This window comes from Pseudomonas sediminis, assembly GCF_039555755.1.
Lineage (GTDB): Bacteria > Pseudomonadota > Gammaproteobacteria > Pseudomonadales > Pseudomonadaceae > Aquipseudomonas > Aquipseudomonas mendocina_D.
Genome location: NZ_CP154631.1, coordinates 1,841,377 through 1,857,083, shown reverse-complemented (window position 1 = coordinate 1,857,083; position 15,707 = coordinate 1,841,377). Strand labels below are relative to the sequence as shown.

At 64.3% G+C, this 15,707-nt stretch carries 15 protein-coding genes; 7 read left to right on the top strand and 8 right to left on the bottom strand.

Annotation, left to right across the window (positions count from 1 at the left end; translation table 11 throughout):
- Positions 1-52 precede the first annotated feature (52 nt).
- The gene (locus AAEQ75_RS08850) at positions 53-796 is read left to right on the top strand and encodes an SDR family oxidoreductase (RefSeq protein ID WP_343351732.1); all 744 of its coding nucleotides are present in this window, start codon (positions 53-55) and stop codon (positions 794-796) included.
- A gap of 42 nt (positions 797-838) precedes the next feature.
- Here the strand turns inward: AAEQ75_RS08850 and dkgB are convergent, their stop codons facing one another.
- Positions 839-1,642 (bottom strand): 2,5-didehydrogluconate reductase DkgB, encoded by an 804-nt coding sequence (gene dkgB / locus AAEQ75_RS08845; protein ID WP_343351731.1) that lies wholly within the window; start codon positions 1,640-1,642, stop codon positions 839-841.
- 199 nt (positions 1,643-1,841) lie between these two features.
- Here dkgB and AAEQ75_RS08840 point away from each other — a divergent pair, with 199 nt between their 5' ends.
- Complete coding sequence (locus AAEQ75_RS08840) at positions 1,842-2,735, top strand: LysR substrate-binding domain-containing protein (RefSeq protein ID WP_013713243.1); 894 nt, start codon at positions 1,842-1,844, stop codon at positions 2,733-2,735.
- A gap of 111 nt (positions 2,736-2,846) precedes the next feature.
- Here the strand turns inward: AAEQ75_RS08840 and pbpG are convergent, their stop codons facing one another.
- Positions 2,847-3,749: a D-alanyl-D-alanine endopeptidase gene (pbpG, locus tag AAEQ75_RS08835; protein WP_084341831.1), complete on the bottom strand. Its 903-nt coding sequence runs from the start codon at positions 3,747-3,749 to the stop codon at positions 2,847-2,849.
- Positions 3,750-3,862: 113 nt separating this feature from the next.
- Complete coding sequence (locus tag AAEQ75_RS08830) at positions 3,863-4,783, bottom strand: choline sulfate utilization transcriptional regulator (RefSeq protein ID WP_143505021.1); 921 nt, start codon at positions 4,781-4,783, stop codon at positions 3,863-3,865.
- Between the two features lie 113 nt (positions 4,784-4,896).
- On the opposite strand from AAEQ75_RS08830, the gene betC reads away from it, so the two are divergent.
- The 3 genes from betC to AAEQ75_RS08815 are packed head-to-tail and all read left to right on the top strand — an operon-like array spanning position 4,897 to position 9,005.
- Positions 4,897-6,405, top strand: coding sequence for a choline-sulfatase (gene betC, locus AAEQ75_RS08825; protein ID WP_343351729.1), 1,509 nt, complete (start codon positions 4,897-4,899; stop codon positions 6,403-6,405).
- 49 nt (positions 6,406-6,454) lie between these two features.
- Entirely contained in the window at positions 6,455-7,375 is a 921-nt protein-coding gene (choX, locus tag AAEQ75_RS08820) for a choline ABC transporter substrate-binding protein (RefSeq protein ID WP_343351727.1), read from the top strand.
- Between the two features lie 58 nt (positions 7,376-7,433).
- Positions 7,434-9,005, top strand: coding sequence for a SulP family inorganic anion transporter (locus AAEQ75_RS08815; RefSeq protein WP_343351724.1), 1,572 nt, complete (start codon positions 7,434-7,436; stop codon positions 9,003-9,005).
- Positions 9,006-9,060: 55 nt separating this feature from the next.
- Here the strand turns inward: AAEQ75_RS08815 and aroE are convergent, their stop codons facing one another.
- Complete coding sequence (aroE, locus tag AAEQ75_RS08810; protein WP_343351722.1) at positions 9,061-9,882, bottom strand: shikimate dehydrogenase; 822 nt, start codon at positions 9,880-9,882, stop codon at positions 9,061-9,063.
- Between the two features lie 144 nt (positions 9,883-10,026).
- Complete coding sequence (gene hemF / locus AAEQ75_RS08805; protein ID WP_143505026.1) at positions 10,027-10,941, bottom strand: oxygen-dependent coproporphyrinogen oxidase; 915 nt, start codon at positions 10,939-10,941, stop codon at positions 10,027-10,029.
- A gap of 147 nt (positions 10,942-11,088) precedes the next feature.
- On the opposite strand from hemF, the gene AAEQ75_RS08800 reads away from it, so the two are divergent.
- On the top strand, positions 11,089-12,066 hold the full coding sequence (locus AAEQ75_RS08800) for an NADPH:quinone reductase (RefSeq protein ID WP_343351720.1): 978 nt from the start codon (positions 11,089-11,091) through the stop codon (positions 12,064-12,066).
- A 79-nt stretch (positions 12,067-12,145) separates the two neighbouring features.
- Here the strand turns inward: AAEQ75_RS08800 and AAEQ75_RS08795 are convergent, their stop codons facing one another.
- The 3 genes from AAEQ75_RS08795 to AAEQ75_RS08785 form a co-directional block, all read right to left on the bottom strand.
- Entirely contained in the window at positions 12,146-12,703 is a 558-nt protein-coding gene (locus tag AAEQ75_RS08795; protein ID WP_343351718.1) for an L-threonylcarbamoyladenylate synthase, read from the bottom strand.
- A 66-nt stretch (positions 12,704-12,769) separates the two neighbouring features.
- Complete coding sequence (dprA, locus tag AAEQ75_RS08790; RefSeq protein WP_343351716.1) at positions 12,770-13,885, bottom strand: DNA-processing protein DprA; 1,116 nt, start codon at positions 13,883-13,885, stop codon at positions 12,770-12,772.
- Positions 13,886-13,966: 81 nt separating this feature from the next.
- Positions 13,967-15,004, bottom strand: a complete 1,038-nt coding sequence (locus AAEQ75_RS08785) for a LysM peptidoglycan-binding domain-containing protein (protein WP_343351714.1) — start codon at positions 15,002-15,004, stop codon at positions 13,967-13,969.
- A gap of 153 nt (positions 15,005-15,157) precedes the next feature.
- Here AAEQ75_RS08785 and def point away from each other — a divergent pair, with 153 nt between their 5' ends.
- Positions 15,158-15,664 carry a peptide deformylase gene (gene def, locus AAEQ75_RS08780; protein WP_013713230.1) on the top strand — a complete coding sequence of 169 codons (507 nt, stop codon included), beginning with the start codon at positions 15,158-15,160 and terminating at the stop codon, positions 15,662-15,664.
- Positions 15,665-15,707 lie beyond the last annotated feature (43 nt).

Below are 15,707 nucleotides of genomic sequence, written 5' to 3'. Positions count from 1 at the left end.
ACGACGAAAAGCGGGCAGCCTTAGCAGGCACGACTACAGGGAGCCAGGCCCAATGCGCAAGAACCTGCTGATTACCGGCGCCAGCCGCGGCATCGGCCGCGCCACTGCCCTGCTGGCCGCCGCTGGCGGCTGGACGGTCGGCATCAACTATCGCAGTGACCGTGACGCCGCCGATAAAGTGGTGGCGCAGATCGAGGCCATGGGCGGCACGGCCATCGCCCTGCCCGGCGATGTGGCGGTTGAAGAGGATGTACAGCGCCTGTTCGCGGCCATGGGCAAGTTCGGCCCGCTGCACGGCCTGGTGGTCAATGCCGGCATCGTCGCCCCGCCCATGCCGTTGCTGGAGATGAGCGGCGAGCGACTGCAACGGATGTTCGACGTCAACGTGCTGGGCAGCTATCTCACCGCTCGCGAAGGTGCCCGGCGCATGGCCCGTAGTCGTGGTGGCGAGGGTGGTTCGATGGTGCTGGTGTCGTCGGTGGCCGCCAGTCTTGGCGCGCCCTTCGAATACGTCGACTATGCCGGCGCCAAGGGCGCGATGGACGTGCTGACTCGCGGCCTGGCCAAGGAATTGGGCGGCGAGGGTGTACGGGTCAATGCCGTGCGCCCGGGTCTGATCGACACCGAGATCCACGCCAGCGGCGGCCAACCGGACCGCGCCGAGCGCATCGGCAAAACCACGCCGCTGGGCCGCGCCGGGCGTGCCGAGGAAGTCGCCGAAGCCATCGTCTGGCTGCTCGATGACAAGGCCAGCTACACCACTGGCGCGCTGATCGATATCGCCGGCGGCCGATAGAGCCCAAGGTCGCGGCTAAAGCCCCTGCCACACTCGCAGTACTCAATCCCAGCGCGGCGCGAAGCCTGGATTGGCAACGCGTTCGCCACGATCTAGCGCCTCGATGGCTGTCATGTCTTCGGTGCTCAGGCGCAGCTCGGCAGCAGCCAGATTGGCCGCCAGATTCTCCCGCTTGGTCGAGGACGGAATCACCGCATAACCCTGCTGCAGCGACCAGGCCAGGGCGACCTGCGCCGGGCTGACGCCATGGCTAGCGGCAATGCGCTGGATCTCCGGCTCGGCCAGCACCTTGCCGTAGGCCAGCGGCATGTAGGCGGTCAGATGGATACCCTGCTGCCGGGCGAATGCCACCAGCTTGCGGTTCTGCAGCAGCGGATGGATTTCCACCTGGTTGGTGGCGATCTCGTCCACGCCCACGGCTTCGATGGCCTGACGCAAATGGGCGATGGTGAAGTTGGACACACCAATGGCCGCGGTCAGCCCCTGGCGCTTGGCCTCGAGCAGTTCGCCCAGGTACTGCGCCACGGGAATCTCGTCATTCGGCGACGGCCAGTGGATCAGGGCCAGATCGACCCGTTCCAGGCCCAGCCGCTGCAGGCTCTCACGCAGGCTGGGGATAACCCGGCCACTGCCGAGGTTCTCGGTCCACACCTTGGTGGTGACGAACAGCTCGTCACGCGCCACGCCGCTGTCGGCAATGGCCTGGCCGACCTCGGCCTCGTTGCCGTAGATCTGCGCCGTGTCGACATGCCGGTAACCCAGCTCGAGGCCGGTGCGTACCGAGTCGATGGCGACCTGATCCTTGAGGCGGAAAGTGCCAAGACCGAAGGGGGGAATGAACTTCATGAAGATCTCCTCATAGCTTGCGAAGCGCTGGCCGAGCATGGGCCGGAACGGGTACGGAACGATTCGGCCTCGTGGTTCGCGAAAAAGTTGCAGCCCTCTGTCTGACGGCGAGCGGGGGGTTGAGAGGGAGCAGTATCCGCGCCAGACTCATGCGGAAAAAGCGAACCTCCCAGCAAACACCTTTGACTGAAGCTCAACAATGAAGACCAGCCTGGAAGAAATGCTCGCCTTCGTCAGCGTGGTCGACAGTGGTTCGATCAGCGCCGCGGCCGAACAGCTCGAACAAACCGCCTCCGGTGTCAGCCGCGCACTGAGCCGTCTGGAGGAAAAGCTCGGTGTCACCCTGCTACGCCGCACCACCCGGCGCCTGGAGCTGACCGAAGAGGGCGAGGTGTTCCTGGCTCAGGCGCGGCGCATCCTCACCAGCGTCGAGGAAGCCGAGGAACAGATGACCCTGCGCAGCCAGGCACCAGCAGGGCGTTTGCGAATCAACACCGCCTCGCCGTTTATGCTGCATGCAATCGTGCCGCTGATCGGCGAATTCCGCGCGCTTTACCCGCAGATCGAACTTGAACTGAACAGCGACGACCGCATCATCGATCTGCTGGAACGGCGCACCGACCTGGCCATCCGCATCGGCCACCTGCCGGACTCCAGCCTGCACGCCCGGCCGCTGTGTCACAGCTATCGTCGCGTTCTGGCCAGCCCGGAGTACCTAAGCAGGCATGGCACACCGCTACGCACCGAAGACCTGCCCGGACACAGCCTGATCGGTTTCACCGAACCCGACAGCCTCAATGAGTGGCCGCTGCGTCATGCCCTTGGCGAGCGCTGGCGCATTACTCCGAGCCTGCGTGCCTCCAGCGGCGACACCATTCTCGAACTGGCGCTGGCCGGCGAGGGGATGGTGTGCCTGTCGGACTTCATGACCGATACCGCTCGCGCCAGCGGCGCGCTGGTGGAGGTGCTGGCCGAACAGCGCGTGGAGGTACGTCAGCCAATCAACGCGGTGTACTACCGCAACACCGCGCTGGCGTCGCGCATCACCTGTTTTCTCGATTTCCTCAGCGAGCGGCTGGGCTGCCCGCGCTGAACACCACGACTGAGGAAGATTGACCTTAGCCCGGATTGCATCCGGCTACACGACAGCACAACGAAAAAGGGCGACTCATCGAGTCGCCCTTTTTGCATCATTAACTTGAGGTCACTGTGCGGCCTGCAGGCTCCACTCGGCCAGCTTCTGCTGCTTGTAGCTGAGCGCCGCAGCCGGCACCGGAGTGACCTTGCCAGTCTCCATCCAGCGCTTGAGACGGTTGGCGTCGGCCATGTGGGTGTACTTGCCGAAGGCGCCGAGTACCACGAACGCCACCGGGCGGTTGGCGATGGTGGTGGCCATCACCAGGCAGCGGCCGGCAGCGTTGGTGAAGCCGGTCTTGCTCAGGTTGATGTTCCAGTCCGCCTTGCGCACCAACGCGTTGGTGTTGCGAAAGCCCAGGGTGTAGTTGGGCTTGCGGAAGGCCACGGTGGCTTCGGAGTCGGTGCTGAACTGGTGAATCAACGCATACTGGTTGGCCGCCTTGACCATCAGCGCCAGGTCGCGCGCGGTGGCGACATTCAGTTCGGACAGGCCGGTGGGCTCGACGAAATGGCTGTTGTGCATGCCCAGTGCCTTGGCCTTGGCGTTCATCGCCGCAACGAAGGCACCATGGCCGCCCGGGTAATGGTGCGCAAGGCTGGCGGCGGCGCGGTTCTCCGAAGACATCAGCGCCAGGTGCAGCATCTCGCGGCGGGTGATCTCGCTGCCGATGCGCACGCGGGAGAACACGCCCTGCATCTCATGGGTGTCGCGGATGGTGATCGGCAGCACCTCGTCCAACGGCAGCTTGGCATCGAGCACCACCATGGCGGTCATCAGCTTGGTGACCGAGGCGACCGGCAGGCGCAGATCCGGATTACTGGAATAGAGCTCCTGGCCAGTCTTCAGGTCGATCAGCAATGCGCTACCAGCGGCCAGCTCCTGCTTCGGCTGGGCCGGCGCGGCCTGGAGGTTCGAAACAACAAGGCTGCCGCACAGCAGCAGGCCCAAAATCGAATGACGGAGTTTCACGGTTCACTTCACCGGTTGGAGTGTGGGGGCCGCTGGCAGGTGATAAAAACGACCGGCTAGAGCGGCGGCGAACAGTATAGAGACTCACGTCTCGCTGTTGCAGTATGGCCCGATCAAACGCTCGCTGGCGACGAATCCAGCTCGGCCTGCAACCAGTCGACGAAACGCGCGGTCAGGCGCTGACGACGCTTGCGCTCGGGTAGTACCAGGTAATAGCCAAGTGCCGAATGCGCCTCGGCATCACCCAGACGACAGAGCAGCCCCTGAGCCAGAAGTTCATCCACCAGGTGGCGCCAGCCGATGGCCACGCCTTGCCCCGCGATGGCGGCCTGGATCAGCAGGGTGTAGTTGTCGAAGCGTAACGCACCGGGTGTAGGCAGGCTGGCGATACCCAGCGCGCGAAACAGACCATCCCAGTCGAACCAGCGCGAACGGTGCTCGGGGCGCAGGTGCAGCAGCGGCAGGTCGACCAGCGCTGAGATCGGCAACGGCGGCTGGCGCTCGCCGAGCAGGCGCGGGCTGCACACCGGGAACACCTCCTCGCGAAACAGCAGGTGTGCCTCGCCGTGCTTGAAACGACCGTCACCGAAGCGGATCGCCACGTCGATGTCGCTGGGTACCGTGGCCGGGTCACGCTCGCTGGTGATCAGGCTGACGTCCACCTCCGGGTACAGCCGATTGAAGCGCTGCAGGCGTGGCATCAACCAGTAAGCGGCGAAGGCGAAGTCGGTGGCCACCTGCAGCACCTCATGCTGCTGCCGTGCGGTGACGGCGACGAGCCCGGCATCGAGGCTGGCCAGTCCCTCCTGCACATGGGCCAGCAACAGCTCACCGGCTTCAGTCAGCACGATCCCGCGATAGACGCGGTCGAACAGGCGCGTGGCCAGTTGCTGCTCCAGACGCTTGATCTGCTGGCTGATAGCCGGCTGGCTGCTGCCCAATTCACTGGCGGCGGCGGTGAAACTGAGCTGGCGCGCGGCCGACTCGAACACCCGCAACGCGTCGAGCGACAGTCCATCGATGGCTTTAAACATAAGCTCTGCTTATCCGAGACATGTTTCGCAGCTGGGTTTACCCTGCTGTCGTTCTACCGGAATCATGGAGCCAGCACTGTCGCATAAACCAACAGTATGGAATACCCGCCACCATGAAGCGCCCGAACATCCTCTTCATCATGGCCGACCAGATGGCCGCGCCGATCCTGCCGCTGCACGATGCCGCCTCGCCAGTGCAGATGCCCAACCTGATGAAACTGGCCGAGCAGGCCGTGGTGTTCGACTCGGCCTACTGCAACAGCCCGCTCTGCGCGCCGTCGCGCTTCACCCTGGTTAGCGGGCGGCTGCCCTCGAAGATCGGCGCCTATGACAACGCCGCCGATTTCCCGGCCGATGTACCGACCTACGCCCACTACCTGCGCCGCCTCGGCTACCGCACCGCGCTGTCGGGCAAGATGCACTTCTGCGGCCCGGACCAGCTGCACGGTTACGAGGAACGCCTGACCAGCGACATCTACCCGGCCGACTACGGCTGGGCGGTGAACTGGGACGAGCCGGACGTGCGCGCCAGTTGGTACCACAACATGTCCTCGGTGCTGCAGGCCGGCCCGTGCGTGCGCAGCAACCAGCTGGATTTCGACGAGGAGGTGGTGTTCAAGGCGCGCCAGTACCTCTACGACCATGTGCGCATGACGCCGGAGCAGCCGTTCTGCCTGACCGTGTCGATGACCCACCCGCACGACCCCTACACCATCCCGCGCGAGTACTGGGATCGCTATGAGGGTGTGGACATTCCTCTGCCACAGCAACATCTCGAGCAGGCCGAGCAGGACCCGCACTCGCAGCGCATCCTCAAGGTCATCGACCTGTGGGACAAGCCACTGCCCGAGGACAAGATTCGCGACGCCCGCCGCGCCTACTTCGGCGCTTGCAGCTACATCGACGACAACATAGGCAAGCTGTTGAAGACCCTGGAAGAGTGCGGCCTGGCGGAGGACACCCTGATCGTCTTCTCCGGCGACCACGGCGACATGCTGGGTGAGCGCGGCCTCTGGTACAAGATGCACTGGTTCGAGATGTCCGCCCGCGTGCCACTGTTGGTGCACGCGCCGAAACGCTTCGCCGCGCACCGGGTCAGCCAGTCCGTCTCCACTCTCGATCTGCTGCCAACACTGGTTGAGCTGGCCGGCGGCCAGGTCGAGCAGGGGCTGGAGCTGGAGGGCCACTCGCTGCTGCCGCACCTGCAAGGCAAGGGCGGCCACGATGAAGTACTCGGCGAATACATGGCCGAAGGCACGATCAGCCCCCTGATGATGATTCGCCGCGGCCCCTGGAAATTCGTCTATTCCGAGCAGGACCCGCTGCTACTCTTCAACCTCGAGAGCGATCCGCACGAACGCTGCAACCTCGCCGACTGCGCCGAGCACAAAGGCACCCTCGCCGACTTCGTCGCCGAGGCACGCGAGCGCTGGGACATCCCGGCGATCCACGCCGCCACCCTGGCCAGCCAGCGCCGCCGCCGCCTGGTGGCCGAAGCACTGAGCCAGGGCATACTGACCAGTTGGGATCACCAGCCAATGGTCGACGCCAGCCAACAGTACATGCGCAACCATATCGATCTCGACGACCTGGAGCGCCGCGCCCGTTTCCCTCAGGTATGAACCTTTGCCTACTGCCGCCCCCAAAACAGAAGAAAAAAGGAGAGACGCCATGAACCGATTCAGCGTGCTACTACTCACCGCAGCGCTCACCAGTGCCGGCAACGTCTGGGCCGAGGTCGCCGCCTGTGCCACGGTCAAGCTGGGTGACCCGGGCTGGAGCGACATCGCCGTGACCAACGGCATCGCCAGCTTCCTGCTCGACGGCCTGGGCTACAAAGCGGAAAGCCAGACCCTGGCAGTGCCGATCATCTTCGCCGGCCTGCAGAAGGGCCAAGTCGACGTCTTCCTCGGCAACTGGATGCCGGCGCAGCAGAGCAACTACGACAAGTTCGTCGCCAGCGGCGAAGTGGACAAGCTGGCGCAGAACCTCGCAGGCACCGAGTACACCCTGGCGGTCCCGACCTATGCCTATGAGGCCGGGGTGAAGACTTTCGCCGATCTGGACAAGCACGCCGACAAATTCGGCAAGAAACTCTACGGCATCGCCTCCGGCTCGCCGGCCAACGAGTCGATCAAGCAGATGATCGCCGCCGACGAGTTCGGCCTGGGTGACTGGAAGCTGGTGGAGTCCAGCGAACAGGCGATGCTGGTGCAGGTCGGCCGCGCGGTGAAACGCGATCAGTTCGTGGTCTTCCTCGGCTGGACCCCGCACCCGATGAACGTGCAGTACGACATGAAGTACCTGAAAGGCGGCGAGAAATATTTCGGCGACAGCGGCGAGGTCAACACCCTGGCGCGCAAGGGCTACGCCGCACAGTGTCCCAACGTCGGCAAGCTGCTGAGCAACCTCGCCTTCACCCAGGAGATGGAAAACAGCATCATGGATCAGGTGCTGAGCAAGCAGGCCAGCAACGACGCTGCGATCAAGGCCTGGCTGCAGGCCAACCCGCAGGTGCTCGATGGCTGGCTGGACGGCGTGACCACCCGCGACGGTGGCGACGGCCTGGCCGCCGTGAAGGCGCGGCTTTGAATTAACCGCGGCAAGTGAGTAGGGTGGAGTCGCCCGCGGCCCACCCTCGACCCGAACCATGCGCCTACCTGACCGACAGACCCTGCTGCCGTTTCTACGCTGGTTGCCTGGCACCAGCCGCAAGACCCTCGGCAATGACCTGCTGGTGGGCCTGACCGGCGCCATCCTGGCTCTGCCGCAATCGCTGGCCTACGCGCTGATCGCTGGATTGCCGGCCGAATACGGCCTGTACGCGGCCATCGCGCCGGTGATCATCGCCTGTCTGTGGGGCTCGTCCTGGCACCTGATCTGCGGACCGACCGCGGCCATCTCCATCGTCCTGTTCACCAGCGTCAGCCCCATGGCACGCATCGGCAGCGACGAATTCATCGCCCTGATCCTGCTGCTGACCTTTCTCGCCGGGCTGTTCCAGTGGCTGCTCGGCCTGCTGCGCTTCGGCGCCCTGGTGAACTTCATCTCGCAGTCGGTGGTGCTCGGTTTTACCCTCGGCGCGGCGCTGGTGATCGCCATCGGGCAGATGCCCAACCTGCTCGGCGTTGAGGTCACCAGTCAGCCCACGGCGCTGACCAGCCTGCTGCAGATCGGCCAGCACCTGCCGCAGGCGCATTGGCCCAGCGTGGCCCTGGCAGCCTTCACCCTGCTGCTCAGCCTGATCGTGCGGCAGCTCTGGCCAAAGTTGCCGGCGCTGCTGATCGGCCTGGTCTGCGGCAGCCTGCTGGCCTGGCTGCTGCCGACACGTTTCACAGCTGATATCGCCCTGGTGGCGCCGTTCGAAGGTGGCCTACCGCCTTTGACCCTGCTGAGCTTCGACCTCGACGACGTGTTGCGCCTGCTACCGGCAGCGGTGGCCTGCGGCATGCTCGGGCTGGTCACCAGCCTGTCCATCGCCCGCGCGCTGGCGGTGAAATCGCACCAGTTCCTCGATGCCAACCAGGAAGTACGCGCCCAGGGCCTGTCGAACATGCTCGGGCCGTGGTTTTCCGCGTCGCTGTCGGCCGGTTCCTTCACCCGCTCGGCACTGAATCTGCAGGCCGGCGCACGTACGCCGCTGGCTGGGGTGTTCTCGGCGCTCTTGGTAGCACTGTTCGCGGTGTTCGGTGCAGCACTGCTGACGCATATCCCGTTGCCGGTGATGGCCGCCGGTATCCTGCTGATTTGCTGGGGCCTAGTGGATCTGCCGGCGATCCGTGCACTGCGCAAGGTCAGCCGCGCCGAGTTCATGGTGATGCTGCTGACCTTCACCGCCACCCTGGTGCTGGAGCTGCAGACGGCGATTTATGCCGGTGTGCTGGCCTCGCTGTTCTTCTACCTCAAGCGCACCTCGCAGCCACGCGTACGCCTGTGGCATGACGGCGATGACGAGGTGCTGCGCATCGACGGCTCGATCTTCTTCGGCGCCTGCCAGTACATCCAGCAATTGCTGCAGCGCAGCCGCGGACAGCGCCTGGTAATCGACGCGCGGCACATCAACTTCATCGACTACGCAGGCGTGGAAATGCTGCACCAGGAGGCGCGCCGCCTGCAGGCGCTAAAACGCAGCCTGGTGCTGCGCCAGGCACGGCCGCAGGTGGTGGAGGAAATCCTCAAGCTGGAGGGCGCCGAGCGCTGCCCGGTGTTGTTCGAGGATTGAGTGACCTGCGCCACAGCCAGCCGTAGGGTGGCGCTCATCACGAGCTATGGGAGATTCAGCCGGCCAGTTGACGACGCAGCTCGGCCAGCACCGGCGCAGTGTCCGGGCGTACGCCGCGCCACAGCTCGAACGCCTCGGCGGCCTGCTCGACCAGCATGCCCAGGCCATCCAGGCAGCGCGCCGCGCCCTGTTCGGCCGCCCAGCGGTTGAAGGCGGTCGCTTCACGGCCATACATCATGTCGTAGCAGACGGTGTGACTGGGCTGGATCAGGCTCGGCGCAATCGGCGGCAACTCACCACCGAGACTGGCGGAAGTGCCGTTGACGATCAGGTCCACCGGCGCATCGATCCAGTCGAAGCCAGCGGCGACCAGCGGACCGAGATCAGCGAATTCACGCACCAGTTGCTCGGCCTTGGCCACGGTACGGTTGGCGATCACCAGCACCGCAGGCTTCTGCGCCAGGAAGGGCTCGAGCACGCCACGCACGGCGCCACCGGCGCCGAGGATCAGAATGCGCTTGCCGGCCAGGCTGAAGCCGGCGTTGTCCTGCAGGTCGCGGGTGAGGCCGGCACCATCGGTGTTGTCACCCAGGAGGCGACCGTCCTCGAGTTTCTTCAGGGTATTCACCGCGCCAGCGCGGCGCGCACGCTCGGTGAGTGCGTCGCAGAGGCGGAAGGCCTCCTCCTTGAACGGCACGGTGACGTTGCCGCCCAGGCCGTCGGCGAAAAAGGCGCGGGCATTGCCAGTGAAATCGTCCAGCGGAGCCAGGCGTGCCTGGTAGTCGAGCACCTGGCCAGTCTGCTTGGCGAACAGGCGGTGGATCAGCGGTGATTTGCTGTGGCCGATGGGGTTGCCGAAGACGCAGTAGCGGTCCATGGAAAGTCCTGTAACGGTAGAAATCTACGAAACTGACGCCGTCCTGTAGAAGCCCCACCTCGGGGCGAAGCCTTTGCTTCGCCGCGGTAGCACACGCCGCCGTCATTCGCTGCGAGGCGCAGCTCCTACAAGAGAGAATGGAAGCTAGGCCTGCCCCAGCCAATCACGATCGGTCAGGAAATACTCGGTCAGGCGAGCTTCCTCGCTGCCCGGCTCGGGCTTCCAGTCGTAACCCCAGCGCACGTGCGGTGGCAGCGACATGAGGATCGACTCGGTGCGCCCACCAGACTGCAAGCCGAACAGCGTGCCACGGTCGAAAACCAGATTGAACTCGACGTAGCGGCCACGGCGGAAGGCCTGGAACTCGCGCTCGCGCTCACCGAACGGGGTCAGTTTGCGGCGCTGGACGATGGGCAGGTAGGCCTGGATGTAGGCATCGCCAATGGCACGCATGAAGGCGAAGCTGGTGTCGAAATCCCACTCGTTGAGGTCGTCGAAGAACAACCCACCGATGCCACGCGGCTCACCGCGATGCTTGAGGTGGAAGTAGCGGTCGCACCAGGCCTTGAACTTGGGATAGACCTCGGCACCGAACGGCGCGCAGGCGTCGTGCGCGACCTGGTGCCAGTGCACGCAGTCTTCTTCATTGGCGTAGTAGGGCGTGAGGTCGAAACCACCACCGAACCACCACACCGGCTCTTCGCCTTCCTTCTCGGCGCTGAAGAAACGCACGTTGGCGTGCGAGGTCGGCACGTAGGGGTTTTCCGGGTGGATCACCAGCGACACACCGAGCGCCTGAAAGCCGCGCCCTGCGAGTTCGGGACGATGGGCGCTGGCCGATGGCGGCAGGCTGTCGCCGAACACGTGGGAGAAATTCACCCCGCCTTTTTCGATCAGCGCGCCGTTCTCGATCACCCGCGTGCGACCGCCACCACCGGCCGGACGCTGCCAGGCGTCCTCGGCGAAAACGGCCTGGCCGTCTTCGGCTTGCAGGGCGGAGCAGATGCGATCTTGCAGGTCGAGCAGGTAGGCCTTAACGGCCTCGGTACGGTCAGTCACGGCGGCACCTTGAACAGAGAGCAGGGCGGAATCGGCGTGCAGCATAGCATTCACCCAGGCACATCCGCAGTTGACGTCGGTCAATCAGGACGATTGGATAGAGCCTTTCGCCGCATGCAGCGGCTCCAAACCAATAAGGAATCCGAGATGGCCAAGCGTATTCAGTTCAGCCAGCACGGCGGCAGCGAAGTGCTGGAATACCGTGACTACCAGCCGGCAGCGCCGGGCCCACGCGAGGTACGGGTCGCCAACAAGGCCATCGGCCTGAACTTCATCGACACCTATTACCGCAATGGTCTCTACGTGCCGCCGGCCCTGCCGTCGAGCCTGGGCACCGAGGCAGCCGGCGTGGTCGAGGCGGTAGGCAGCGAAGTCACCCGCTTCGCCGTCGGTGACCGTGTGGCCTACGCCACCGGCCCGCTGGGCTCCTATGGCGAGCTGCATGTGTTGCCGGCAGACAACCTGGTGCACCTGCCGGACAGCATCAGTTTCGAGAAAGCTGCCGCTGTCATCCTCAAGGGCCTGACCGTGCAGTACCTGCTGCGCCAGACCTATAAACTCAAGGGTGGCGAAACCGTTCTTTTCCACGCTGCAGCCGGTGGTGTCGGCTCGTTCGCCTGCCAGTGGGCCAAGGCATTGGGTGTCAAACTGATCGGTACTGTCAGCTCGGCGAAAAAGGCCGCACTCGCCAAGGAACTGGGAGCCTGGGAGACCATCGACTACAGCCATGAGAACGTCGTACAGCGCGTGCTGGAGTTGACTGACGGCGCCAAGTGCCCGGTGGTCTACGACGGCGTCGGCAAGGACACCTGGGAAACCTCGCTGGACTGCGTGGCACCGCGCGGCCTGCTGGTCAGCTTCGGCAATGCATCCGGCGCGGTCACCGGGGTCAACCTGGGTATCCTGGCGCAGAAGGGCTCGCTCTACGTCACCCGGCCGACCCTGGCGAGCTACGCCAATACGCCGCAGAACCTGCAAGCCATGGCCGACGAGCTGTTCGCGATGATCAGCAGCGGCAAACTGCAGGTGGAAATCAGCAACCGCTACGCACTTAAGGACGCCGCCGCCGCGCAGGATGCACTGAGTTCACGGCAGACCACTGGCTCGACCATTTTGCTGCCGTAAGCGTAGGAGCGAGCTCTGCTCACGAACCCGGCCCTGCAAACGCTTCGCGAGCAGAGCTCACTCCTACATGGCTTCAAGTTCAGGACGGGCGAATCACATCGCCCGTGCGCAGGTCACGAATCAGGCTGGGATTCTTGCGCCCGCCCAGCGCGCCGCCGAGTACCTTATCCAGCTCACCGGGGAAGTACTGTTCGACGCGCAGGCGCGAACGCGCCGAAGGACGCCCAGCCGGGTTGGCCGAGGTGGAAATCAGCGGCCCGGTGTAGCGGCACAGCGCACGTACCAGTGGATGATCACTGACGCGCAGGGCGACGCTGTCATGCTCGCCCGTGACCCATTCGGGCAGACGATTCTGATGCGGCACCAGCCAGGTATTCGGGCCTGGCCAACTGCAGGCCAGGCGCTCCTGCCAGACCTCTGGCAGATCATCGAGCAGGAAGTCGAACTGCTCTATGTCATCGGCAACCAGAATCAGCCCCTTGCGCATCGGCCGCTCCTTGAGCGCCAAAAGACGATACACCGCCTCTTCGTTCCAGGGATCACAGCCCAGGCCCCAGACTGCCTCGGTCGGATAGGCGATCACGCCGCCCTCGCGCACCACTCGCGCCGTTTGCTGTATCTGCCAGTTGCTGGCCATCGCCTGTCTCCCGCTGAATCAATGGGCGGCAGTCTATCCAAGCCGATCAGGCCCCGCCACGGCCTGCTAGCGACTGCGCGCCATCCAACGCCCGGACTCGTTGCACACCAGGCCATCGAGCTCCAGTTCGGTCAAAGCTCCCAGCACCTCAGCCAGCGGCCAACCGCTGGCCTGCATCAGCGCCTCGGTGCTGTGCGGCGCGGCATGCAACAAGGCCAGCAATGGATGCTCGACGCCAGCGAGCGGCGTCGATGTGGGCTGGATGGCTGGCGCCTGCCAGCCACGCAAGGCTTCAAGGATATGCTCGATGCTTTCCACCAGAGTGGCACCATCTCGGATCAGTTGATGGCAGCCCCGTGCGCCAGGATGATGGATCGATCCGGGGATGGCATAGACCTCGCGCCCCTGCTCGGCAGCCAGGCGCGCGGTGATCAGCGAACCACTGGACGGGCTGGCCTCGACCACCAACACACCCAGCGAAAGCCCGCTGATGATCCTGTTGCGCCGCGGGAAATTGCTCGCCTGCGGCGGACAGTCCAGCGGCAGCTCGGAGACCAGCGCACCGCCTTGCTCACTGATCTGCGCCGCCAGCCTCACATGCCGTCGTGGATACAGACACTGCAAGCCGGTGCCCAGCACGGCCACCGTTTTGCCGCCGCCTTCCAGCGCCCCCTGGTGCGCAGCGCCATCGATCCCCAAGGCCAGACCACTGGTGATGACGAAACCGCCGCCCGCCAGGCTGCGGGCGAAGGCACGCGCGTTATCCAGGCCTGGCTGCGAGGCCCGCCGACTGCCGACCATGGCCAGTTGCGGCGCCTCCAGCACGCCCGGCTCGCCCGCTACGAACAACAGCGGCGGCGCATCCGCCAACTCGCCGAGCAGAGCCGGGTAGCCCGGATCGTCCCACATCAACACATGCTGACCAGGCTCATCCAGCCAATGCAGGGCGGCAGCCGCCCGCTCGCGGATTTCCGCATTGCGCCGGGGCTCGGCGCAGGCTGCCGGCAACCCCAACGCGCGCCAGGCGCTGGCCGGCGCACTGAGCGCAGCCGAGGCGCTATCGAACGCACTCAGAAGCTTGCGAAAACGCCGCGGTCCCAGCTCCGGCAACAGATGCAGACGCAAGCGGGCTTCGAGTTCGGCAGGAGAGATAGCGGGGGAAAGCGAGGAGGATGCAGGCATGGCGATTCGTCCCTGAGCAGTTGCACCGCCATCCTGGCGGCCTGAAAGCACGAGCCCCGCTAGTGCGGGGCTCGTTGGGTATTAAGGGTTGCGGACCTTGTCCATCACCGCCAGCTGGCGGCTGGCCTGCAGTACCAGGCCATAGCTGAGCTTGTCATAGGTGCGGAACACCATCAGCAGGCCGGAACGCTCGTCCGGGATTTTCACGCTCTCGCCGGTAACACGGTCACGTACGGTTTCGCCGGTCTTATAGATCGCCAGCACGTTTCCAATTTCCAGGCCGTCGCGGACGCCCTTATTCAGGGTGACCACGTCGAACTGACCAATCTGGGTCACACCACGCGGCACATCGAGGATCAGGCCATTGATTTCGCTGGTTGGCTCACTGGGCATGAAGGTGGAGTTGATTGCACGCTCCTCGGTCGGGAACAGGCGATCTCCCAGACGCACTTCCTGAGTCGAACGGCTCAGCAACATGGTGCCAACATCGCCTTCCTCAGCGACGATCTCACCGGTGCCGACGTCATCGGCGTTGATGCCAAGGAATTCCTTGGTTTCCGGATCCGTGTAGGTCTTGCCTTGGCGGAAGATGCCGTAGGTCGGATGCTCTTCGTCGAACTGGCCGCGGGCGTAAACGCGATCACCAGCGCCGCTGACCACGCGCTCGGCGTTACCGGCAACGACATAAGGCTTGCCGTTGAATTCTTCCGGGGTGTCGACGATACGGTTGCTCAGCAGGAAGCTGTTGATCGCCTCCAGCGGGATGGTCGGGATCGCTTCGGCCATCGGCGTGCTACGTACTTGCGGCGACAGTTTGATGGTGCCGCGGGACTCGCCGCGGTTGAGCATCAGGCGCGGCTGACCGTCCACGTAGACCAGATTGAGGGTATCGCCGGGATAGATCAGGTGCGGGTTCGCCACCTGCGGGTTGGCGTGCCAGATCTCCGGCCATTTCCACGGCTGGCGCAGGAACTTGCCGGAAATGTCCCAGAGGGTATCGCCCTTGACCACTGTGTAGCGGTCCGGGTGACCGTCCTTGAGTTGCACTTCGGCCTGAGCCAAGCTGGTCAGGGCCAGTCCGCCCGCTGCAAAGAGCAGGGCGAGTAGTGATTTCCTCATACGGTGAATCCCTTTATTATGTGCCTTCACGTGAAGCGCCCTAGCGCCGCGTGCCAAACCCGCTGAATACGCGGCGTGAAGCCGTTTTTCAATGCTGTTCATCATCTTAGCAGCGGATTTTGACTTTATTCCACAAGTGCATCACAAACGCATATGGCGATCCTGAATATCCTCGAATTTCCTGATCCACGCCTGCGTACCATCGCCAAACCGGTGGACGTCGTGGATGACTCCATCCGTCAACTGGTCGACGACATGTTCGAGACCATGTATGACGCACCCGGTATCGGCCTGGCGGCGACGCAGGTCAACGTGCACAAGCGCGTGGTGGTCATGGACCTGTCCGAGGACAAGTCCGAACCGCGGGTGTTCATCAACCCCGAGTTCGAGTCGCTGACCGACGAGATGGACCAGTACCAGGAAGGCTGCCTGTCGGTGCCCGGCTTCTACGAGAACGTCGACCGCCCGCAGAAGGTCAAGATCAAGGCGTTAGATCGCGATGGCCAGCCCTACGAGCTGATCGCCGAAGGCTTGCTCGCCGTGTGCATCCAGCACGAGTGCGATCACCTCAACGGCAAGCTGTTCGTCGATTACCTGTCCAACCTCAAGCGCGACCGCATCAAGAAGAAGCTGGAAAAACAGCATCGCCAGCGCGCTTGACCCTCGTTTTATCCAAAGGCTTGCGTAGCAGGTCGCATGGAAA